This is a genomic window from Enterobacter sp. 302C9, assembly GCF_034106085.1.
Taxonomy (GTDB): Bacteria; Pseudomonadota; Gammaproteobacteria; order Enterobacterales; family Enterobacteriaceae; genus Enterobacter; species Enterobacter asburiae_B.
Genome location: NZ_JAWNBW010000012.1, coordinates 78,832 through 101,798 on the forward strand (window position 1 = coordinate 78,832; position 22,967 = coordinate 101,798).

Annotated in this window: 18 protein-coding genes and 3 pseudogenes; 11 read left to right on the forward strand and 10 right to left on the reverse strand. The window is 54.3% G+C overall.

Features of this window, described 5'->3' with window-relative positions; genetic code table 11:
* Positions 1–9 precede the first annotated feature (9 nt).
* From mtlR to UR289_RS18610, 3 genes are all read right to left on the reverse strand, one after another.
* On the reverse strand, positions 10–600 hold the full coding sequence (gene mtlR, locus UR289_RS18600; RefSeq protein WP_045887681.1) for a mannitol operon repressor MtlR: 591 nt from the start codon (positions 598–600) through the stop codon (positions 10–12).
* Positions 597–1,745 (reverse strand): mannitol-1-phosphate 5-dehydrogenase, encoded by a 1,149-nt coding sequence (gene mtlD / locus UR289_RS18605; protein ID WP_320711236.1) that lies wholly within the window; start codon positions 1,743–1,745, stop codon positions 597–599. Before mtlD ends, mtlR begins: the two co-directional genes overlap by 4 nt.
* Positions 1,746–1,844: 99 nt before the next feature.
* Positions 1,845–3,752 (reverse strand): PTS mannitol transporter subunit IICBA, encoded by a 1,908-nt coding sequence (locus tag UR289_RS18610; protein ID WP_023309922.1) that lies wholly within the window; start codon positions 3,750–3,752, stop codon positions 1,845–1,847.
* A gap of 170 nt (positions 3,753–3,922) precedes the next feature.
* On the opposite strand from UR289_RS18610, the gene UR289_RS18615 reads away from it, so the two are divergent.
* The 7 genes from UR289_RS18615 (at position 3,923) to aldB (ending at position 11,563) form a co-directional block, all read left to right on the forward strand.
* The gene (locus UR289_RS18615; protein WP_217072015.1) at positions 3,923–4,159 is read left to right on the forward strand and encodes a hypothetical protein; all 237 of its coding nucleotides are present in this window, start codon (positions 3,923–3,925) and stop codon (positions 4,157–4,159) included.
* Positions 4,160–4,411: 252 nt separating this feature from the next.
* Positions 4,412–4,768: a DUF3302 domain-containing protein gene (locus UR289_RS18620; RefSeq protein ID WP_023334046.1), complete on the forward strand. Its 357-nt coding sequence runs from the start codon at positions 4,412–4,414 to the stop codon at positions 4,766–4,768.
* Between the two features lie 2 nt (positions 4,769–4,770).
* On the forward strand, positions 4,771–5,907 hold the full coding sequence (locus UR289_RS18625) for an HlyD family secretion protein (RefSeq protein WP_033147023.1): 1,137 nt from the start codon (positions 4,771–4,773) through the stop codon (positions 5,905–5,907).
* Between the two features lie 90 nt (positions 5,908–5,997).
* Positions 5,998–6,606, forward strand: a complete 609-nt coding sequence (locus tag UR289_RS18630; RefSeq protein WP_320711237.1) for a glutathione S-transferase — start codon at positions 5,998–6,000, stop codon at positions 6,604–6,606.
* 103 nt (positions 6,607–6,709) lie between these two features.
* Complete coding sequence (gene selA / locus UR289_RS18635) at positions 6,710–8,095, forward strand: L-seryl-tRNA(Sec) selenium transferase (RefSeq protein ID WP_320711239.1); 1,386 nt, start codon at positions 6,710–6,712, stop codon at positions 8,093–8,095.
* Positions 8,092–9,939: a selenocysteine-specific translation elongation factor gene (gene selB / locus UR289_RS18640; protein WP_320711241.1), complete on the forward strand. Its 1,848-nt coding sequence runs from the start codon at positions 8,092–8,094 to the stop codon at positions 9,937–9,939. Before selA ends, selB begins: the two co-directional genes overlap by 4 nt.
* Positions 9,940–10,024: 85 nt before the next feature.
* Positions 10,025–11,563 (forward strand): aldehyde dehydrogenase AldB, encoded by a 1,539-nt coding sequence (gene aldB, locus UR289_RS18645; RefSeq protein ID WP_023309928.1) that lies wholly within the window; start codon positions 10,025–10,027, stop codon positions 11,561–11,563.
* Here the strand turns inward: aldB and UR289_RS18650 are convergent.
* Positions 11,560–12,525, reverse strand: a complete 966-nt coding sequence (locus UR289_RS18650) for a LysR family transcriptional regulator (protein WP_126797159.1) — start codon at positions 12,523–12,525, stop codon at positions 11,560–11,562. The two genes, aldB and UR289_RS18650, sit on opposite strands and share 4 nt — an antisense overlap.
* Positions 12,526–12,642: 117 nt before the next feature.
* On the opposite strand from UR289_RS18650, the gene UR289_RS18655 reads away from it, so the two are divergent.
* Together UR289_RS18655 and UR289_RS18660 are read left to right on the forward strand one after the other, a co-directional pair.
* The gene (locus tag UR289_RS18655; RefSeq protein WP_320711243.1) at positions 12,643–13,383 is read left to right on the forward strand and encodes a MipA/OmpV family protein; all 741 of its coding nucleotides are present in this window, start codon (positions 12,643–12,645) and stop codon (positions 13,381–13,383) included.
* A gap of 289 nt (positions 13,384–13,672) precedes the next feature.
* Positions 13,673–13,744, forward strand: a pseudogene (locus UR289_RS18660) (type II toxin-antitoxin system HicB family antitoxin); the annotation flags it as partial.
* A 35-nt stretch (positions 13,745–13,779) separates the two neighbouring features.
* Here UR289_RS18660 and UR289_RS18665 read toward each other — a convergent pair.
* Together UR289_RS18665 and UR289_RS18670 are read right to left on the reverse strand one after the other, a co-directional pair.
* The gene (locus UR289_RS18665; protein ID WP_033147017.1) at positions 13,780–14,856 is read right to left on the reverse strand and encodes a type I restriction endonuclease; all 1,077 of its coding nucleotides are present in this window, start codon (positions 14,854–14,856) and stop codon (positions 13,780–13,782) included.
* Between the two features lie 196 nt (positions 14,857–15,052).
* A pseudogene (locus UR289_RS18670) lies at positions 15,053–15,154 on the reverse strand (hypothetical protein); the annotation flags it as partial.
* Between the two features lie 48 nt (positions 15,155–15,202).
* Here UR289_RS18670 and UR289_RS18675 point away from each other — a divergent pair.
* Positions 15,203–15,556, forward strand: a pseudogene (locus tag UR289_RS18675) (helix-turn-helix domain-containing protein); the annotation flags it as partial.
* A gap of 93 nt (positions 15,557–15,649) precedes the next feature.
* Complete coding sequence (locus tag UR289_RS18680) at positions 15,650–16,105, forward strand: 4Fe-4S dicluster domain-containing protein (protein WP_320711245.1); 456 nt, start codon at positions 15,650–15,652, stop codon at positions 16,103–16,105.
* Here UR289_RS18680 and UR289_RS18685 read toward each other — a convergent pair.
* The 4 genes from UR289_RS18685 to UR289_RS18700 all read right to left on the reverse strand — a co-directional run bounded on the left by UR289_RS18685 (position 16,089) and on the right by UR289_RS18700 (position 22,873).
* Positions 16,089–17,807, reverse strand: coding sequence for a ShlB/FhaC/HecB family hemolysin secretion/activation protein (locus UR289_RS18685; protein WP_143346367.1), 1,719 nt, complete (start codon positions 17,805–17,807; stop codon positions 16,089–16,091). The two genes, UR289_RS18680 and UR289_RS18685, sit on opposite strands and share 17 nt — an antisense overlap.
* A gap of 119 nt (positions 17,808–17,926) precedes the next feature.
* The gene (locus UR289_RS18690; RefSeq protein ID WP_223862643.1) at positions 17,927–18,724 is read right to left on the reverse strand and encodes a collagen-like triple helix repeat-containing protein; all 798 of its coding nucleotides are present in this window, start codon (positions 18,722–18,724) and stop codon (positions 17,927–17,929) included.
* A 621-nt stretch (positions 18,725–19,345) separates the two neighbouring features.
* On the reverse strand, positions 19,346–20,602 hold the full coding sequence (gene avtA, locus UR289_RS18695; protein ID WP_033147014.1) for a valine--pyruvate transaminase: 1,257 nt from the start codon (positions 20,600–20,602) through the stop codon (positions 19,346–19,348).
* Positions 20,603–20,842: 240 nt separating this feature from the next.
* A complete protein-coding gene (locus UR289_RS18700) occupies positions 20,843–22,873 on the reverse strand; it encodes an alpha-amylase (protein ID WP_320711249.1) in 2,031 nt (676 codons plus the stop codon).
* Positions 22,874–22,967 lie beyond the last annotated feature (94 nt).

A 22,967-nucleotide genomic window follows, 5' to 3' on the forward strand; every position in this document is an offset into this window, starting at 1 on the left:
TGAGCAGGCTTACTTCTGAAACGCTTTTTTTAAGCTGATTCGGGAAATCAGCTCAGTCAGGGAGAGAACCATCGTGGAACGCACAACCTGTTGATAACGCAGCTTTTGCATCGCGTAGAGCTCAGGGTCGCTGTTATCAAAATGGGGAGCAGGAGGGAGCGCGCTGACGCAGTGCAGCTCGCCGAAGGGCCCCAGGATCTCATCATCGGTAAAGGTGTACTCGTTACCGTCATGATTGAGCTCTTCGCGCAGCGCCATTAACAGCTCCGCATCTTCATACTCTTGTCGGTTGAGCACGCCAAGACCATAAATCAGCTTTAGACGCACGGATAAATCGCCCAGCGGTCCGTCTCCGTCCAGTAACGGTTCTACAGCATACTTTACCGCGTAGTCGTCTTTGCGAAACACCTGAAGCACCAGAATATTCACCGCCTCGGTCAGTAATTCGACGGCGGCAATCAGGAAGCTTCGTACGGTTTTGCCAGCATTCAGACGCTCAAGCACACGATTTTCAAAGGCCTGGGTTTGTTCCATTATTGCCTGCATATCTGACAATCTATTATCTGGGCGCAGGTTAACCTGCGCCTCACTGTGCATCATTTGGTTGCGTTGTATGCGTTAACCGCCTCCACAACCACGTCGCTGTTGGCGTCCAGACCGGAAATCTGCGCCAGCGCAGCCTGCGCGCCTTTGTCATCAATCAGCTGAGCCAGTTCCTGCGCCTGCGGGTCCTGCTCGCTGCGGTAGTGCATCGCGGCGGCAATCCCTTTCACCAGGTTGGCGTGCGGCAGGCCGTATTCCAGCGTGCCCAGCAGCGGCTTAATCAGACGGTCGCCCGCGCTCAGTTTGCGCAGAGGCTGACGGCCCACGCGCTCAACGTCATCTTTCAGATACGGGTTTTCAAAGCGACCGAGGATTTTCTGGATGTATGCTGCGTGTTTATCAGCATCAAACCCGTAGCGTTTGATCAGCACCGCGCCGCTCTCTTCCATTGCCCCTTTCACCACCGCGCGGATCTTCTCATCGAGGATCGCATCACGAATGGTCTGATGACCGGCCAATTTTCCGAGGTACGCGGTTATAGCATGCCCGGTGTTCAGCGTGAAGAGTTTGCGTTCGACAAATGCCATCAGGTTATCGGTTAATTCCATTCCCGGAATGGTCGGCAGGGCGCCTTTAAACTGGGTTTTATCCACGATCCACTCGCTGAAGGTTTCCACGGTCACTTCCAGCGGGTCGTTGGTGGCGGATTCAGACGGCGGAACGATGCGATCCACGGCGGAATCCACAAACCCAACGTGCGCTTCAACCCATGCTTTGTCTTCGTCGGCTACAGCGTTGAGCACGTGGCCTTTCAGCTGCGAGGTGCCGCGCACCATGTTTTCACAGGCGATGATGTTCAGCGGAGCGTCGATGCCCTGCGCTTTACGTTTTGCCAGGCCTTTCGCAACCGCTGGGGCGATGCGCTCAAGAACGACCGGACCCACGGCCGTGGTGACCAGATCGACGCTGGCGATCAGGTCGATAACGTCTTCCCCGATGCTGCTGACCGCGTTGACGCCGGATACTGTCTCAACCTGCTCGTTTTCACCGACTACATGGACCTGATAGCTATGACGCGCATTCAGGGCATCCAGGACCACCTGATTCACATCGGCGAATGTCAGCGTAATGCCCGCGTCTGCCAGCAGTTTACCGATAAAACCACGACCGATGTTACCTGCGCCAAAATGTAATGCTTTCATAGTGTTAACCTTCATCAATGTTTTTACCCGAGAGGGCTGGGGTGAGGAACTTTTTCCCCTCACCCTAGCCCTCTCCCCAGAGGGGAGAGGGAAGAGGACTTATTTGTTAAGAAGTGCCAGGACTTCTTCCACGCTGGTGGTGCTGGCCAGACGCGCAATGACAGACTCATCGTCCAGCGCGTTGGTCAGGCTGGTAATCACCTGAATGTGCTCGTTGTTGCGAGCGGCGATACCAATCACCAGACGGGCGATGTCGTCTTCTTCTTCACCGAAGCGCACGCCCTGCGGATACTGACAGAATACGACGCCGGTTTTCAGGACGCGATCTTTCGCTTCAACCGTACCGTGCGGAACCGCGATGGATTCGCCCAGGTAGGTTGGCGTCAGTTTTTCGCGTTCCAGCATTGCGTCGACATATTCAGGCTGAACGTAGCCGCCTTTCACCAGCTGCTCGCCGGCAAAGCGAATCGCTTCTTCTTTGGTTGCTGCTGTGCGACCGAGGAAGATGTTTTCCGCACCCAGTTTGAACAGGTGGGCGTTGCTTTCGTCAAAGCTGTCCTGCAGGCTTGAGCGCACTTTCACTTCGTTGTCTTCGTGACGCTGCGCCGCAACCAGACGTTCGGTCAGGCTGGTGTACAGGCCGCTGTCGAGGAAGTTGGTCAGCGAGATGTGCTGTGCCTGCGGCACCTGGCGCATGGCGCGTTCGGTCAGGTCGCGGTGCGTGATGACCAGGTCAACGTCCGGCGGCAGGCTGTTAATGGCGCTGTTGGTGACGGAGATGTTGGTCAGGCCCGCATCCTGCACTTTCTTACGCAGCACGCCTGCACCCATTGCGCTGGAACCCATACCGGCGTCACAGGCTACGATGATTTTACGCACGTGGCTCAGGTCGTTAGACACATCGCCAGCCGCCAGCGGGGTTGCGCCTTTGGATTCGGCTTTCATGTCGTGCATACGACGGGTCGCCGCTTCAATATCGTCGTCTTCTTTCACTTTGCTGGTTTTCAGCAGGATAGAAGAGACCACGAAGGAGACGGCCATGGCCGCACAGATGGCCGCGATGTTCGCGAAGTACGCCCCTTTTGGCGTCATCGCCAGCACCGCCAGGATAGAACCCGGAGAAGCTGGAGACACCAGACCGCCGCCCAGCACGCTCAGGGTGAACACGCCGGTCATACCGCCAAGGATAACGGCCAGGATCAGGCGTGGGTTCATCAGCACGTACGGGAAGTAAATTTCGTGGATACCGCCCAGGAAGTGAATGATTGCCGCACCGCCAGCAGACTGCTTAGCGCTGCCGCGACCAAAGAACATGTACGCCAGCAGTACGCCCATACCCGGACCTGGGTTGGCTTCAATCAGGAAGAAGATAGACTTGCCGAGATCGTGAGACTGCTGAATACCCAGCGGCGAGAAGATACCGTGGTTGATGGCGTTGTTCAGGAACAGGATTTTCGCCGGTTCAACAAAGATAGACGCCAGCGGCAGCATGTCGTGCGCCACCATAAAGTTAACGCCTGCCGCCAGAATTTTGGACAGCACTTCAACCGCAGGGCCAATGCCGAGGAACGCCAGAATCGCGAGGATCATCCCGATGATGCCCGCAGAGAAGTTGTTCACCAGCATTTCGAAGCCGGATTTGATCTTACCATCAACCCAGACGTCGAATTTCTTAATCGCCCAGCCGCCCAGAGGACCGGCAATCATTGCACCGAGGAACATCGGCATATCCGCACCGACGATAACACCCATGGTCGTGATGGCACCCACTACGCCACCACGGTCACCGCCCACCAGACGACCACCGGTGAAACCGATGAGCAGCGGCAGGAGATAGGTAATCATTGGGCCAACAAGTTTCGCCAGCGTTTCGTTAGGCAACCACCCTGTCGGAATGAACAATGCAGTGATGATACCCCACGCGATAAACGCGCCGATATTTGGCATCACCATGTTGCTGAGGAAACGACCAAAGCTTTGAACTTTGATCTTGAAATCGGATGACATAAAACACCCCTTCTTCTGTTTACGCTTAGGCTTGCGGCCCGAGGTTTATTGTTAATGAGGCGGCAGAGGTAGCCGGGCCCTGTTCTGATGCTGTGAAATCTGGCACTGAATCGTTCAACTGTCCAGACAGCGAAAATTTGTGTGACGCACATCACGTAAAGGTAGGGGGTGTGGATGTCAATGAGGTGATCCTGGTCACAAAAAAGGTGGGCAAAAAAAATACGATGGCGAGAAATGCGGCAAAAACCACCCTTTTCTGTGATGCTTGTCACGATTTGGTTTTGTGGGTTTGTTTCTGGATTGTGACTGATTTCACAAAATATTTTTATGCAGATTTCTCCGGCTGCGATCGGCGGCAAACTCTGCTTAGCGATTCGGCGTCAGGATGGCATAGCGCGACACGTTAAGCTAAAAAACCACTTTTGAAGTGTGGTATGGCGAAAAGTTAAAACGTGGATTACGCTCATATTGTAAGGTTAAGTATATTATTATTCAGGATATATTTTGACACGCTTATAAACTTGCACGGAGTTATTATAAAAAACGATACTCCCCGGCTCTGAAATAACCAGTATACCTTCTGTATTTCAAAATAAATTAATTAGGTTGCGTACTGTTTTATTAATTAAATGAGTTGACGTTGTTTAAGTGAGGAGAATATGTTTCTCAACTATTTTGCGCTGGGCGTATTGATTTTTGTATTTCTGGTTCTCTTTTATGGAATCATCGCCATCCATGACATTCCTTATAATATGGCCAAAAAGCGAAACCATCCGCATGCCGATGCGATTCACACGGCAGGCTGGATTAGCCTGTTTACGCTCCATGCCATCTGGCCGTTCCTGTGGATATGGGCCACGCTGTACCGTGAAGATCGCGGCTGGGGGATGCAAAACCACATCACCAAGCCTGATGAGGTTCCGGGCATGGATGCGCTGGCCAAACGCGTGGCCGAATTAGAACAAAAGCTGGCCGCGGTACAGCCCGCCGCTGATAAAAACACGCTGGAGCGCTAATCATGGATCTGTTAATTATTTTGACCTATGTGGCATTTGCCTGGGTGATTTTTAAAATATTCCGTATTCCGGTAAACCAGTGGACGCTTGCCACCGCGACATTAGGCGGGGTGTTTATTGTTGCCGGACTTATTCTGTTAATGAACTATAACCATCCGTACACCTTTACGGCGCAAAAGGCGGTTATTTCTATTCCAATTACGCCGCAGGTTACCGGGGTGGTCAGTGAAGTGACCGATAAAAATAACCAGCTAATTAAAAAAGGCGAAGTGTTATTTAAACTGGATCCGGGCCGCTATCAGGCGCGCGTCGACAGACTCCAGGCCGACCTGGTGACCGCGACGCACAATATCGACAATCTGAAAGCGCAGCTTTCGGAAGCGGTCGCCAATACCACCCGCGTGTCGGCTGAACGCGATCGTCTGTTTAAAGATTATCAGCGCTACCTGAAAGGCAGCCAGGCAAAAGTGAATCCGTTTTCTGAAAGCGATATCGACAACGCGCGGCAAAATTATCTCGCACAGGATGCGATGGTGAAAGGCTCCGTTGCCGAACAGACGCAGATTCAAAGCCAGCTGGACAGCATGGTGAACGGCGAGCAGTCGCAGATTGCCTCCTTACGCGCGCAGCTTGCTGAAGCCAAATACAACCTGGATCAGACCGTGGTCCGTGCGCCAAGCGATGGCTACATCACCCAGGTGCTGATCCGTCCGGGGACGTACGCCGCCGCGCTGCCGCTGCGTCCGGTGATGGTCTTTATTCCTGAACAGAAGCGTCAGATCGTGGCCCAGTTCCGTCAGAACTCGCTGCTGCGCCTGAAGCCGGGCGATGAAGCGGAAGTGGTGTTTAACGCGCTGCCGGGCCAGGTGTTTACCGGTAAACTCACCAGTATTCTGCCGGTGGTGCCGGGAGGCTCCTATCAGGCGCAGGGTGCGCTGCAGTCGCTGACGGTGGTGCCGGGAACGGACGGCGTGTTGGGTACGATTGAGCTGGATCCGAATGCGGAAGTCGATGCGCTGCCAGACGGTATCTATGCCCAGGTGGCGGTCTACTCGGACCATTTCGCCCACGTCTCGGTGATGCGTAAAGTATTGCTGCGCATGACCAGCTGGATGCACTACCTCTATCTCGATCACTAATCCTTCCAGGGCAGGAATGCGACACGCATACCTGCCCTTTTTTCATCGCTTGATCCATACTGACTTTTTTCCGGCATCCAGGATCAGGCAATGAAACTCATCGGTAGCTACACCAGTCCCTTCGTGCGAAAAATCTCGATTCTCCTGCTGGAGAAAGGGATTGAATTTGAATTCATCAATGAACAGCCCTACAACGCTGAAAACGGCGTCGCGCAGTACAACCCGCTGGGGAAAGTCCCGGCGCTGGTGACGGACGAGGGCGAATACTGGTTCGATTCCCCGATTATTGCGGAGTATATCGAGCTGCTGGGCGTTGCCCCGGCAATGCTGCCGGCTGACCCAAAAGCGGCGCTGACAGTGAAGCAAATTGAAGCCCTGGCCGATGGCATTATGGATGCGGCGTTAACCTCCGTGCGTGAACAGGCAAGGCCCGCCGCCCAGCAGTCGGAAACGGAACTGTTACGCCAGCGGGAAAAAATCAGCCGCAGCCTGGACAGGTGCGAACAACTTATCCGGGAGGGAAAGATTCAAACCGACAGCCTGAACCTGGCAACCATCGCTATCGCCTGCGCCATCGGCTATCTCAACTTCCGCCGGGTTTCCCCTGGCTGGTGCGTTGACCGTCCGCAGCTGGTGAAACTTGCAGACACGCTTTTTAGCCGCGAGAGCTTTGCCCGTACCGAACCGCCAAAGGCTTGACGCGGGTTATAACACTTCGGCGTCGGAGGCGGTACAATCCCTCCACATGTTAACTCCCTCTCCCGTCGGGAGGGGGGAAGATATTTACTCGCCAGGCGCTTTCATGACTACTCATCATTCGCTGTACAGCCAAATCCCCGCTACCGACCGTCTCCTTCGCGAGCCCCGCATTCATGCTGCCGTTGAGCGTTTTGGCCATACCGCGACGGTGGAGATGTTACGCCTGCTTCAGGACGAAGCCCGATGCGCTATTCAGGCAGAAAACGCCTTGCCCGACTGGTGCGCGGCGTGGGAGCAGGAAGTTGAGCACCGGCTGGATGAGAAAGCGCAAAGCGCGTTACGCCCGGTGATTAACCTGACCGGTACCGTGCTGCATACCAACCTGGGCCGCGCGCAGCAGGCGGAAGAGGCGGTTGCTGCGGTTGTGCAGGCCATGCGGGCGCCCGTGACGCTGGAGTACGATCTGGACGGCGCCGGACGCGGGCATCGTGACCGGGCGCTGGCGGACCTGCTGTGCCAGCTGACCGGCGCGGAAGATGCCTGCATTGTGAATAACAACGCCGCAGCGGTGCTGCTGATGCTGGCGGCCACCGCCAGCGGCAAAGAGGTGGTGGTTTCCCGCGGCGAGCTGGTGGAGATTGGCGGGGCGTTTCGTATTCCGGACGTGATGCGCCAGGCGGGCTGCACGCTACATGAAGTGGGCACCACTAACCGTACCCATGCGAAAGATTATCGCGCGGCGGTGAATGAAAATACCGCCCTGCTGATGAAGGTCCACACCAGCAATTACCATATTGAAGGCTTCACCAAAACGGTTGAAGAGGCAGAGCTGGCGGCGATTGGCCGCGAACTGAATATTCCGGTGATTGCCGATCTCGGCAGCGGCTCGCTGGTGGATCTGAGCCTTTACGGGCTGCCGAGAGAGCCGATGCCGCAAGAGATGATTGCCGCAGGCGTTAGCCTGGTCAGCTTTTCCGGCGACAAGCTGCTGGGCGGGCCGCAGGCCGGGATTATCGTCGGCAAGCGCGAGCTGATTGCGAAGCTGCAGCAGCATCCGCTTAAGCGCGCCCTGCGAGCCGATAAAATGACGCTTGCCGCGCTGGAGGCGACGCTGCGTCTTTATCTCCATCCGGAGAAACTGGCCGACCGCCTCCCCACGCTGCGTCTGTTAACCCGCGATGCCGCTTCGATTCGCGCCCAGGCCGAATTAATGCTGCCGCGCATTGCCCCGCACTATCCCGATTTTGACGTTCGCATTGAACCCTGCCAGTCGCAGATTGGCAGCGGTTCGCTGCCGGTGGACAGGCTGCCGAGTGAAGCGCTCACGTTCACCCCGCGTGACGGGCGCGGCAGCCACCTTGAAGCCCTATCGTCGCGCTGGCGTGGCCTTCCCGCGCCGGTTATCGGGCGGATTTACGATGGCCGAATGTGGCTGGATCTGCGCTGCCTTGAAGATGAAGAGCGATTTCTGGAGATGTTGTTGAAATGATTATTGCCACCGCCGGTCATGTCGACCACGGAAAAACCACGTTGCTGCAGGCGATTACCGGCATAAACGCCGACCGCCTGCCGGAAGAGAAAAAGCGCGGCATGACCATCGATCTGGGCTATGCCTACTGGCCCCAGCCTGATGGTCGCGTGCTGGGTTTTATTGATGTTCCGGGGCATGAAAAGTTTCTGTCCAACATGCTGGCGGGCGTGGGGGGTATCGATCATGCCCTGCTGGTGGTGGCCTGCGATGATGGCGTCATGGCGCAAACTCGTGAGCACCTGGCGATCCTGCAGCTGACCGGTAACCCGCAGCTGACCGTGGCGCTGACCAAAGCCGATCGCGTGGATGACGCTCGCGTCAGCGAAGTGCGCGAAGCGGTACAGGCGACCTTGCAGGAGTATGGTTTTGCCGATGCACCGCTTTTTGTCACCGTGGCGACAGAAGGGCGCGGTATCGATGAACTTCGCCACCACTTACAGCAGCTTTCGTCGCGTGACCACGCCAGCCATCACCGCTTCCGTCTGGCAATTGACCGGGCGTTTACCGTCAAAGGCGCGGGGCTGGTGGTGACCGGTACGGCGCTGAGCGGTGAAGTGAACGTAGGTGATACGCTCTGGCTGACGGGCGTTAACAAACCGATGCGCGTGCGCGGCTTACATGCGCAAAACCAGCCCGCGGAGCGTGCTCATGCCGGGCAGCGGATCGCGCTGAACATTACCGGGGATGCGGAAAAAGAGCAGCTTAACCGCGGCGACTGGCTGCTGGCCGATGCCCCGCCTGAGCCGTCTGAACGCGTCATTGTCTCCCTGCAGACAAACGTGCCCCTGACCCAATGGCAGCCGCTGCATATTCACCACGCGGCCAGCCATATCACCGGGCGCGTGTCGCTGCTGGAAAACGATCTTGCCGAACTGGTATTCGATTCACCGCTCTGGCTTGCAGACAACGATCGTCTGGTTCTGCGTGATATTTCCGCGCGGGAAACGCTGGCCGGGGCACGGGTGGTCGCGCTGAATCCGCCGCGACGCGGCAAGCGTAAACCTGAATATCTGCAGTGGCTGGCAGCGCTGGCGCAGGCCAGCGATGATAACGCCGCGCTGTGGGTGCATCTTGAGCGCGGTGCGGTGAGCCTGCGTGATTTTGCATGGGCACGCCAGCTGAGCGAGGAAGGGTTACGCCTGCTGGCCCAGCAGCCGGGCTTTATTCAGGCTGGAAACAGTCTGCTAAACGCCCCGGTTGCTGCGAACTGGCAGCGTAAGATACTGAACACGCTCGCAACGTACCATGAACAGCATCAGGATGAGCCTGGCCCGGGCCGTGAGCGTCTGCGGCGCATGGCGCTGCCGATGGAAGACGATGCACTGGTGCTGCTGCTGATTGAAAACATGCGCGAAAGCGGGGCGATCAAAAGCCACCACGGCTGGCTGCATCTGCCGGATCACAAGGCCGGGTTCACCGCTGAGCAAGAGGCAGTATGGCAAAAAGTGGCCTCGCTGTTTGGCGATGAGCCGTGGTGGGTTCGCGATCTGGCCCGCGAAACGAATACCGACGAGCAGGTGATGCGTCAGGTATTGCGCCATGCGGCGCAGCAGGGGCTGATAGTCGCGATCGTGAAAGATCGTTATTACCGTAACGATCGCATTGTGGCGTTTGCGAACCTGATCCGCGAGCTGGATCAGGAGCGGGGCTCTACCTGCGCAGCCGATTTCCGCGACCGGCTGAACGTGGGCCGCAAGCTGGCGATTCAGATCCTGGAGTATTTCAACCGCATCGGCTTCACCCGCCGTCGCGGTAACGATCATTTATTGCGCGATTCGTTATTATTTCCTGAAACTCCGTGACCCCCGTCGTAAAGCCGTTACCGGTTGGCGAGAAAATCGCCAGCCGGAACTACCCTTGATGTACACCAACAGCAAGGAGACGGTCATGACAAACAATCCTCCCTCATCGCGTATCCAGCCCGGCGAGTATGGTTTTCCCCTCAAGCTGAAGCCTCGTTATGACAACTTTATTGGCGGCGACTGGGTAGCTCCCGTCGACGGCGAATACTATTCCAACCTGACCCCCGTAACCGGCCAGCCGCTGTGCGAAATAGCCAGCTCCGGCAAGCGCGATATCGATCTGGCGCTGGATGCGGCGCACAAAGCGAAAGATAAATGGGGCCACACCTCCGTTCAGGACCGCGCGGCTATTTTGTTCAAAATCGCCGACCGGATGGAGCAGAATCTGGAGCTGCTGGCGACGGCGGAAACCTGGGATAACGGCAAGCCGATCCGGGAAACGATGGCTGCAGACGTGCCGCTGGCCATAGACCACTTCCGCTATTTTGCCTCCTGCATTCGCGCTCAGGAGGGCGGAATAAGCGAGGTAGACAGCGACACCGTGGCGTATCATTTCCACGAACCGCTGGGCGTCGTCGGGCAAATCATTCCGTGGAACTTCCCGCTGCTGATGGCGAGCTGGAAAATGGCGCCCGCGCTGGCGGCCGGCAACTGCATTGTGCTGAAACCGGCGCGTCTGACCCCGCTCTCGGTACTGCTGCTGATGGAAATCGTTGGCGATCTTCTGCCGCCGGGCGTGATTAACGTGGTCAACGGTGCGGGCGGTGAAATAGGGGAATATCTGGCTACCTCGAAACGGATCGCTAAAGTGGCGTTTACCGGGTCGACGGAAGTGGGCCAGCAGATTATGCAGTACGCCACGCAGAACATCATTCCCGTGACCCTGGAGCTGGGCGGGAAATCCCCGAACATCTTCTTCGCGGACGTGATGGAGGAAGAGGATGCTTTCTTCGATAAAGCCCTGGAAGGGTTTGCGCTGTTTGCGTTTAACCAGGGCGAAGTCTGCACCTGCCCAAGCCGCGCGCTGGTGCAGGAGTCCATCTATGAGCGCTTTATGGAGCGGGCCATTCGCCGCGTCGAGTCTATCCGCAGCGGTAACCCGCTCGATAACGTCACGCAGATGGGGGCGCAGGTCTCGCACGGACAGTTGGAAACCATCCTCAACTACATCGATATCGGCAAGAAAGAGGGGGCGGATATTCTGACCGGCGGTCGCCGTAAGGTGCTCGGTGGGGATCTGCAGGAAGGGTATTACCTTGAGCCAACGATCCTGTTCGGTCAGAACAACATGCGTGTCTTCCAGGAGGAAATCTTCGGGCCGGTACTGGCCGTGACTACCTTCAAAACGATGGAGGAGGCGCTGGAGATTGCCAACGACACGCCGTACGGCCTGGGAGCAGGCGTCTGGAGCCGCAACGGTAATCTGGCCTATAAAATGGGTAGAGGTATTCAGGCCGGGCGCGTCTGGACCAACTGCTACCACGCCTATCCTGCGCACGCGGCATTTGGCGGTTATAAGCAATCGGGCATCGGGCGTGAAACCCACAAGATGATGCTGGAACATTATCAGCAGACGAAATGTTTGCTGGTCAGCTACTCCGATAAACCGCTGGGGCTGTTCTAATCGCCCAGCTCAGGCCGTCCATGGGCGGCCTGAGCTATTTGCTGGCGCAGGCAGTTCAGAACGCCATCCAGAACGTATTGCACGCGCCAGGGCTGGTATTCGCGTTTGCGGAAGATGGCCGTCAGATCGAGCCACCACTCTTCCTGATGCGGGAAGCAGGGAACCAGCATCCCTTGCGTTAATTCTTTTTTCAGACTCTCTTTGGGCGCAAAAACAATCCCAAGATTATTTCTTGCCAGCTCCAGGGCCGTCTGCGTATTGTCGCAAATATAATTACCGGTCACCCGGTAGTCATGCACGCTATCACTGCCGTGCACGCGGAAACGCCAGATATTTGCATCATCGACCAGCATGGAGTCAATGAGAATACAGGAATGATTAATTAAATCTTCAGGTCCCTTTAAGGGATGCTTATTTAAATAATCAACGGTTGCAAATGCCGTAACGGAATATTTTGTTAACACGCTGGCAACCAGACTTTCGTCTTTCGGTTGCGCATAGGTAATTAAAATGTCGCAGTCATCCGGAAAGGAAACGCCTTCTGAAAATTCATTCCGGTCGAGGTTGTAGGTTTTCAGGGAGATGCGGATGTCACCGATATCTTCTATCTGATGGATCACGTGACGCGCGAGATAGGTTACGATACCTGTAGGGGCATAGATCGTGACCTTTCCGCGCTTCTCATGCTTATAATCAGCAATAAAATTAACGAGTTGACTGTTCCTGTCCAGCGTGGCATTCACGTAAGGGAGTAACGCTTCACCAAACTGGGTCAGGGCCAGCTGGCGCGTGGTGCGCTCAAAAACCTTGAGTCCAACCCGCGTTTCAAAATCAGACAGATATTTACTGACGTTGGCCTGCGCCATGCCCAGCAGGGCGGCGGCATCGCCAATGCTGTGGGTTGCTGCGATGACGGATATAATTTTTAATTCGCGTGGTTTTAGCTGTAATTTATTCATCATGCGCACCCATCTATATGATTTTATATATAATATTATATAAACCGCAGCGTTGCATTGGCAAATTTGTAACCATTATTATGCGCCTCGCTTGTTTGGCATTTTAATGGATTACATGTAATGACTATTAAATACAATTTACTCATCGCTGCCACGTTATTTGCAACATCCTCAGCAATGGCCGGTGACTTTTCACTAGGAGCGGGGGCTGTATTTAATGAGTCTCCTTACAAAGGCTATAACGAAAATACTACCGCAGTACCGTTAATTAGCTACGAAGGCGATAGCTTTTATGTTCGCCAGACCACGGGCGGATGGATCCTGTGGAAAGACGCAAAAAATGAACTCAGCCTGACCGCATCGTGGATGCCGTTGCATTTCGATCCTGATGACAACGACGACCATCAGATGAAAAAGCTTGATGAGCGTAAAGCCTCTGCCTTCCTCGGCGGCGCGTACTACCGCCACGAAAGCTGGGGCTCGCTGAAAGTGGCGGTCTCGGGCGATGCCACGGATGAAAGCGGCGGTATGATCGGCGAGGTTTCATACTTCCGTCCAATCAGGATGGAAAGCCTGACCCTGACGCCCTCTGTCGGTATTTTCTATAGCGACGAAAGCTATAACGACTACTACTACGGCGTATCCGGCAGCGAGTCTCGCCGCTCAGGTCTGGATGAATACACCGCCGGTGACAGCTGGACGCCATACGTTGGCCTGGCGGCCAAATATCAGTTAACCCAGAAGCTGTACCTGAACGCCAGCGCGGTCTACACCGTATTGCCTGACGACGTGAAGAACAGCCCGATGATCGACCGCGACGACAGCTTCGCGCTGATGACCGGTCTGACCTGGCGTTTCTGATGCGCTAAAGCCGGGTGGCGGCTTCGCCTTACCCGGCCTACATGGACTGCCATCGCAGTTTTACGTAGGCCCGTGCAAGCGAAGCGCCGCCAGGCATATTTGAGAGTACCGATCTCCCGTTTTCCCTTCCCGTCATGGCTTCCTCATTAATATTCCTGATACGCTAATGCGATCTGCGCCATCAATAAAGGTGTGCATCATGTGTATCATGCTTAAAGAAAATCAAACCGAGCACTCTCGCCCGTATTTGGCGAAAGGCGGGAATTAAGCACGGATATCAGGAGTCGTTATGTTTTATCCGGCTTACATTCATTCTGACTTCGACGGTAGCGCCAGCGGCTTTTTCCCTGACGTTCCAGGCTGAGGCAGCACGTAGCGTGCTGCCTGGGTAAAAAATTAATTATATAAAGCTGCTGTCGCTTTCAGGATATCAGCAAATGAATAGATATCATCGACTGTCGTTATAGGATGACGCGTTTCGTTTTTTTCTATGTCGAAAAGTCCGATGTATTTTTGCGTACGATTAAAATGCAATCGGCAAAGGGGTTTGCGGTTGTTGTCATCTACAAGAATACCAAAGTAACTTTTGGTATCTCTGTGAGTTATACGGGGTGCCTCCAGTACTGCTCTGGTGATTGCTTTAACAATATGATATCCCTCGAGCTCCTCTAGCGTTGTAACCACATCACTTTCATCTTTATGTTCGTCTTCCTCAATCTGTGATGACTCATTTGGAGTATCGATGATCGCTGGGGTTATGCCCGTAATAGCTGACTTAAGTCGCTCATTAACCTGATCATTTATGTACTGGCTTGCAGCTTTTTTGGTCAAGTTAAAAAAAGACTCTCTGACTTTTTGAGTCAGAATCCCATCATAAACTCGGGATGCAAAAAATTTCACAAAGTCATCTTCAGGATTATTTAGCTGAGAATGCAGGATTTTTTTGATTTGGCTGACATATTTTAATTCACCAGCAGCATTGATAATTGATTCTAAATCAAACGAAGACTTAGTTAATTTTTTTAGCTCAGGTATTATATTTTCGTCAATATCAAGAAGATCTACTTCCAAAAATGGTTTTTCATCCATTTTATTGGGAGCATCCAGATCTGTAAAAAATTTATAATTTTGTCCATTGGTGAGGATTGAAATTCTGGCGTTTGTTACATGAAAATACCTGAATAACTGCGAAGCATGATTTATATTTAATGGTTCGCCAATTTTCTTACATTCAATAAGTATCTGAACGTCATTATTTTTCATTATAGCATAATCGATTTTCTCGCCCTTTTTTGTACCAACATCACAGACAAACTCAGGTGTTACCTCTGAAGGATCAAAAACATCATAACCCAGAACGTTATGAATGAATGGCATTACAAATGCAGTTTTTGTTGCTTCTTCAGTATTAATTACATCAAGTTGTTGTTTTATTTTATTTGATAAGGCATTTAATCTTTCTGTGAATTCCATGGGATGTCCTTATTTTTAGCTGTGTGTCTTAATGGAATAACACTAAAATGCATGTCAGACAATGGTATACCTGAGCTGAACTGCTGCAAAAAAACAATACCGAGGGTTAGATCACATTGTCTTTCAGTCGATGATTATCAGTGAACTCGGCATCACCGATGCTCGATAAAAATATTATATATTCATAAAGGTGGCATTATTCTTGTTTATGTTTATCCACCCAAATCCGCATCTCTGCTACTCCCCTATTTGCCCAACTGAACCGGGGTATAAAGGTTAGCGTGCAGTGCTGGCGCTGGAGATGATTTTATAGCAGGTGTCGCTCTCTTCAGGGAATGGAGACAGCGTGGATCAGGCCGGTGCGGCGATGGCGTGGAAGGCGAAGCAGCTTATTCGCACGCAGTTTCATTTACCGCTTTCGACGTCGCAGCAGGCAAAAGCGTTGCACTGCAATGCCGATTACCTGGGGCGCGTATTTCGCCGGACTTTCCATTTAACCCTGACGGAGGCGATACATCGCCAGCGCGTCAGGGCAGTGGAAAAGCTGTTGCTGGATGGCTCTGCGTCGCTTACCTAAGTAGCAAACCGCTTTGGTTTTAATGACGTGGGCTATTTTCGGCAAATATTTTCAAAGCATACGGGCTTAACACCTGCCGTCTGGAAACGGCGGTATTGTAAAGAGCATAATAATTCCGGCTGAGCGCCTCCTGTTTGACCCATCACACCTTCGCTGAATCGGGCATTATGTAAGATGTGTGCAGTACCGGCTTTTAACGTGCGCGAGGCGTAACACATGAACCGATTTATCATGGCGGATGCGGAAAAATGCATTGGGTGCCGCACCTGCGAAGTGGCCTGCGCGGTGTCGCATCAGGACGCCGTCTCCGCTCATGCCTTTACGCCCCGCCTTCGGGTGGTTAAGGGAAGTTCATACACTACGGCAGTGGGTTGCCATCAGTGCGAGGACGCGCCGTGTGCTAACGTCTGTCCAACCCATGCCATCAGCCGTACGGCGGGAGCCTGGCTCGTTGAGCAGACGCGCTGCATTGGGTGCAAAAGCTGTGTGGTGGCGTGTCCGTTCGGGGCGATGCAGGTGCGCCTGGAGGGAAATAAGGCGCAGGCGCTGAAATGTGATTTATGCCTGCATCGCGAAGGCGGACCGGCCTGCGTGGAGGCCTGTCCAACCCACGCGTTGCGCTGCGTTGATCCTGTCAGGATTCGGGCTGAAAAGCTTACTGCATTTTATTGAAATTCCACGTGAACGTCAGACTGTAGCGCCAGTCCCTGTTGCGACTGTCTGTCGGAACATCCCCGACGGGTCGTGCCGCCTCAACCGTGACGCTATAGTGGCGCGTATCGCCTATCATCACCCCGGCAGCCACTGACCCGAGCCGCTGATGAGGCAAACCGGACGTGTTAAACCAGGTTTGCGCGGTATCGGCCAGGATATAGGGTTGGATGGTGGCAAGCCAGGTGCTCTCTTTTCGCATCTTGATATAGCGCAGTTCTACCTGCCCGCCATAGCCGTAATCACCGCTTGCTTCACTGTCCTGATATCCACGGCCAAAGCGCTGGGCACCGAAGCTAACGCGTTCGGGCTCTGGCAATGTGTTATTTGACCAGTCTCCCTCCCAGGATGTTGATAGCCGCCATTTGTCGGCAAACAGCCAGGCAGCGTCCAGATAGCTTTTTGTGAGCGTAAAATTAATATCGGGTTTAGGGACTGAGACGATATCGGCACCCATCGCATCAATACCCTGTCGTACGTTGAGTCTGCCGCTGATGCTGGCGGTTGTGAATTGATGCGCACCATTGATACCCACTTCCAGCGCCGGATAACGCGCGTGTTGGTTGACGGAGTCCAGACTGTAGGTTTTGCCCTGCAGTCTGGCCTGCAGGGCATAGTCATCCTGGCGGTCGGTATAATCAAAACCGCTGGTCAGATTAATTTGTGATTTTTGCGTCAGCAGCAATGGATAGCCAAACGTCACGCCGCCGTTGTATTGCGTTGTTTTTTGCTTCGAATCGACCTGAATATTATTGGGCAAAGTGAGCAGGGGGGAAAAATCCCGCGGATTTTCACGGTAATAGCTGCCTTTGATCTGCATCGTCAGCCCTTCATCGTTTAAAAACTGCTGCCAGTTCAGACCCACATAGTTTTTTCGCGTGTTGCTATCTAACGGTATAAGCGTAGCCACGCCAAGCTGATCGCCATAGCTTGTCAGGTTGCTGAGCGTTCCGTTCAGCATCATTACATCTTGCCCTTTACGGGTGTCGATCGTGGAGGCGATATTCCAGCTCCGCTCCTCATTACCGGTTATCTGCATCGCCGCCGCGCCATAGATATTGGTTGGCAGCTGCGCGTTGGCCGTGACCGGAACGTTCGGGGTGCGGGTCATCAGCTGGCTATATCGATCGAACGTATCCTGAGACAGCGGTTTTTCCGCCATGATTTTTTCTGACAAGCGTTTAAGGCGCGCGGCGATATTGGGGTTGTTACTGGTTATGTCGCTGTGCGCCACGTACCCTTCGACCAGGACAATTTTAATATTTCCCTGCTGGAAATTATTATCGGGCAGCCAGGCATAAGAGAGCGGAAAACCGTCGGCCTTGTAGCGCGCCGTAATATCATTTACCAGCCCCGTAAGCGTTTTTAGCGGCACGGTTTTTCCGGCGTAAGGCCTGAAGGGTTTAAGTAATTCCTGCAAGGGATAACGCGTGCCGCCAATAAACTGAATGTGATGAATGGTAATGGGCGTTTCAGGCGTCAGCGTTGACTGCGGTTTTTCTATTTTGACTTTCGGCTGTGGGACGGTCTCAGTCTGTTCTGGGGCAACGTTACGAGAAACTTGCGCCGGGTTATCAGGGTTAATAATAGAGGGCAGTGTATCGGCGCGGGCCATGCTCAACACAACCAGCCCCGTCAGCGAAAAAAGGAAATGGTTTTTCATCGCGCTATCCCTGTTCATCATTCCCGGTTAGGGGGAGTGTCGCTGTACGAAGCGCCCCTGAAGCAGGGGCGCAGAAAGGCAATAACCGTTTTACTGTTTTGGCGTCAGTAGACCGGTGGTTAACGTGTTGTTGTGCTGGCGGTAACGCCCGACGTCAGGGTATTGAGGGTTGTATTGACCGTCGCACCCAGGCTGTTGTTCGTGGCCGCCACATTTGCGTTAGCTGTGAGAGAGCCTGATCCTCCTCCGGTCGTCGAGGTGGCGGGTTTCACTAGCGTACCGGTATCCGTCACCGTCTGGCCGACGTTTTGAACGACCTGACCTACGCCGCTAAGCCCGCTATTACTGCTGCTAACGTTGGTACCTACGCCGCTCACGGTGTTTCCTACTTGCGTCAGCAGGCCGTTGACCGGAGTACCCAGACCTGTTGTGGTGCCCACGCTTTGCGTCACGCCTTGTACTCCGCCCAGCGTCTTGTTCACCACAGTCGTCGTATCGGTTGTTACCTGAGCTACCGCAGGGCTACTGACCGTGTTGGTTAAACCTGTGCCGGTGTTACTGACTAACTGCCCGGTACTGTTTACCACGCTGCCCGTCAGGCCTGTTACGCCGCTAACCGGTGTTCCCGATGTCGAACTTGCCAGGCCCGTGCCTACCGTAGAGACGGTATTGCCCAATGAGGTGACCGACGTGGTCACGCCCTGCACCGTCGTACCGACACCGTTCGCGTTGCCCGGATCGCCAATGCCGGAGGTGACGCCTGTTCCCACGGTAGAGACGGCGCTGCCAACACCGCTGACGGTGGTTGAAACGGTTGATGTGACAGGATTATTTGTCGGGATCTGGCTTCCCAGGCTGTCCACCGTAGAGCCGACGCTGGTCACCGTTTTACCGGCATCACCCAGCACAGTATTCACGCCTGCAGTGGTTGTGCCGCCACTGCCCGTTCCGGTTCCTCCGCTGCCGTTACCTCCGGTTCCCGTTCCTGAGCCTGAGCCCGAGCCTGTCCCTGAACCTGAGCCAGATCCGTTACTGCCTGAACCACCATTATTAGCTGTTGTGCCACTTCCATCACCCGAGCCGGTATTACTTCCGGTTGCGGGGTTATTTTTGGCTGTTGAGTGAGATCCGCCACCGCTTCCACTGCAGGCAGAAAGAGAGAACGCGAGCAGTACCGCAGCAGCAATTACGCTGATGCGACTAGCATTATTAGGTAGCATAAAAATACTCCACGCAATAGAACGCCGAGCGGCGTATTAGTGAGTATATGCACTATTTTAAAAATGCACACGGAAGCGCTTCGAGGATATTTTCTTACCAGCGTTGCTTGTTTTAAATCTTATATAACAATGAGTTGATTAAGTTATTATTTAACGTTTCCTTAATTATTTTTGAATTACTATAGTGCCATTAAAACAACAGGAATTATCCTAAATAATCCCTTTAAATAATAGGGAAATAAAGCTGAAGGATATATCCTTTATAAAATATATAGATCACGATATAAATAAGGCTCTTCATCCGAAGAGCCTTAATATTTAACAATTGCCTTCGCGCCAGGCTTTTTCAATTTCTTCGGCGAGAATTTTAACACCCGCTTCGATTTTTTCCGGATCGGGTACGTAGTTCATGCGCATGCACTGGTGCGTATGCGGCCACGGCTTATCCAGTCCCGGGAAGAAATAATCGCCCGGTACCATCAGAACGCCGCGCTTTTTCAGGCGCTGGTAGAGCAGTTCGGTGGTGACAGGCAAATCCTTAAACCACAGCCACAGGAAAATTGCTCCTTCAGGTTTGTGGATCAGGCAGCGTTCTTCCGGCAAATAGCGGCGAAGTATCGCAATCGTCTCCTGAACGCGCTGGTAATAGAATGGCTTGATCACATCATTCGACAGACGCAGCAGGTCGTTGCGCTTAATCATTTCACACATCATCGCCGGGCCAATGCCGCCCGGTGAAAGGCTGATAATGCCGTTCATATTGGTAATGGCGGTGATGATTTTTTCGTTGGCGATGATGATGCCGCAGCGGCTGCCCGGCAGACCCAGCTTAGAGAGGCTCATGCACAGGACAATGTTCGGGTTCCACAGCGGACGTGCTTCGCTGAAGATAATGCCCGGGAACGGCACGCCGTAGGCGTTATCGATCACCAGCGGAATGCCGTGCTGATTCGCCAGCGCATCCAGCTTCATCAGTTCGTCGTCGGTGATCACGTTGCCCGTTGGGTTAGTCGGGCGCGATACGCAGATCATGCCCGTCTCTTCACCAATATGCAGGTGTTCAAAATCGACGTGATATTTGAACTGGCCTTCCGGCAGCAGCTCGATGTTCGGGCGTGCGGAGACGAACAGATCCTCTTCCAGGCCGGAATCGGCGTAGCCGATATACTCCGGTGCCAGCGGGAACAGCACTTTTTTGGTGGTGCCGTCGGCGCGACGCCCTGCGAACAGGTTAAACAAGTAGAAAAACGCGCTCTGACTGCCGTTTGTCAGTGCAATATTCTGTGGTTCGATATCCCAACCCAGCTCGTCACGCAGCATTTCGGCGAGGAGTGCCAGCAGTTCGGTTTTACCCTGCGGGCCGTCGTAATTGCAAAGCGCATCGGTTGCTTTGCCGCTTTCCAGCATCTGAGCGAGCAGCGTCTGGAAATAGGTATTCATCTCCGGGATTTGAGCCGGGTTTCCGCCGCCGAGCATGATTGCGCCCGGTGTGCGCAGCCCGTCGTTGAGATCCTCCATCAGGCGAGTAATGCCTGAATGGCGGGTAAATTTGTCGCCGAAAAGTGAAAACGTCATAGCAGGTGATCTGTCGAGCTTATTTTGAAAGTGGGTAACCATAACGCTAGCACCGTGCTGGTGCAAATCGGGTGATGTGGTCGGATTTGTTGTTTTGTATGGCGGAGTTGGATTTATACAGTGAATAGTTCTGGTGGGTTTGCCCTCACCCCGACCCTCTCCCAAAAGGGAGAGGGGGAAAAGACGGCGCCGTGCGGTTCCCTCTCCCCTGCGGGGAGAGGGTTAGGGTGAGGGGATGAATTATTGATTACCTGCCCATACCACCATTACCTTATCGCCCTTGTGCTCGCGCACGAATCCATACCCCTCTTTCAGCGACAGCGTGGTTTGTTTGCCTTCACCAATCGCCGGGTGGCGGGCACGGAACTGGCCCAGCGTTTGCCAGTGGGCGACGGTTAGGGCCTGCTTGCCCGTGACGTCCTGCCAGTTCATATCCGAACGGGTGCCCTGTAATGGGTCAGAACCTGTCGGCCCGAATGGACGCTCGGATTCATCCCCGTAATAGATTTGTACGCTGCCCGGAGCCAGCAGAAGCAGCTCCGCCGCGCGCTGGCCCCCTTCGCGGAACAGACGCGTATCGTGTGATGAGAGATAGCTCAGCACGTTGAAGCTTTGCAGCTTTTCCGCCATCTGCTGCCAGGTGAGATCCATATCGGCCAGGCAATCCACCGCTTTTGCCGCCTGCTCCTGATAATCAAAGTTGATCATCGCATCAAAACCGTGGCGGTAATAATCGCTTTGCATCACCCCGTGGCCCCAGGATTCCCCGGTCATCCAGAACGGTGCGTTGTCGAGCTTTTTGTCCGGGTTCGCCCCTTTCCAGGCGGCCAGCGCCTGGCTTGCCTGGTCTTTCAGCTGTTGCCAGGCCGCAAGCTCAACGTGTTTCGCCGTATCCACCCGGAAACCGTCGATGCCGTAGTCACGTACCCACTGGCTGATCCAGTGGGTCAGATAATCGCGCGGGGTATATACGGGGATGGCCTTCGCGTGGGTGTCGGGCTTGTGTTGGTAAAAGTTAGGCAATCCGGAAGGCGTCGTGGATTCCGTTTTCAAATCCGGCAGAAATGCCAGCGACATGGTCAAATCGTCGAAGCCGGGGTTGTCGTAATCGCCGATGTCCGTGCGGATCCATTTTTTACCCCACCATTTTTCCCATGCGGCTTTGTCGCTGAAGTTGATGTAGTCGTTAAAGCTGTGCCAGCTTTGGCCCGCGCCCGGCTTCCAGTCCGTCCAGCGTTCTCCCAGCGTCTTTTTCAGCTCATCACCCTGAAGGTACAGGGCACCAAACTGAAATTCCTGCATGTCTGCCAGCGTGGCATAGCCAACGTGGTTCATGACGATATCGAACAGAACGCGGATCCCGCGCTTGTGCGCTTCGTCGACAAGATGGCGTAAATCATCTTCGGTTCCCATGTTGGCGTCGAGCTTCGTCCAGTCCTGGGTGTAGTAGCCGTGATAGGCGTAATGCGGGAAATCACCTTTGGTGCCACCGCCTACCCAGCCGTGGATCTGCTCAAGCGGGGAGCTTATCCAGAGCGCATTCACTCCCAGCTGCTGTAAATAATCGAGCTTGCCGGTAAGTCCTCTGAGATCCCCGCCGTGGAAGGTGCCAATCTCCTGCATACCGTCTTTGTGGCGACCGTAGCTGTTGTCGTTGCCCGGGTCACCATTCACATAACGGTCGGTCAGCACAAAATAGACGGTGGCGTTTTGCCAGCTAAACGGCGCGGGCTTGTCGGTTTCGGCGCGCTCAAGCAGCAGCAGGCCGTTACTGTGGGCGGCTGGCTGCAGGGTGATTTTTCCATTCTGCACCGTCGCCGTCTGTTTACTGTAGTAGTCGCGCACGACGGAGCCCTCCGGGAAGGTATCGCCGATGTCCAGCGACAGCGGTTTACCGTCCCACTTCGGACACTGGCGGATGACGTTTGCAACCGGCTGTTCTGCGGCACTCTGAATCGTCAGTAGCAGGGTGGGCGTGCCGGAGCGGGTATCAATCCGCATCTGGTAGTCACCGTCGCGAAAAAGGCGCCACTGCGGCGGCGTGCCGTCACAGGGCTTGAGCGACAGCATCTCATTGAGTTTTATCGCGTCCGCAGGCTGCCAGCACGTCTTGTCAAAACTCAGCGTCAGAGGACGCGTACCCTTCGCAAGCTTTGCCTGGCTGGTGAAGACCCCGGTGCCTTCGGCGCTAAATGCGCTAAACCCCGGCGATGACCAGTCGGCATGCGCCAGTGCGGGTAACATCAGAAAGGCTAATGCTGTACGTTTCATTCCTTTTTCCTGTCGCGGCATTTTTGACCAGTGTGCCATCAGGCGAGGGGCAAAAACTCATCCCCTGCCGCTTTCTGCCGGGAGGAAGCGTGAG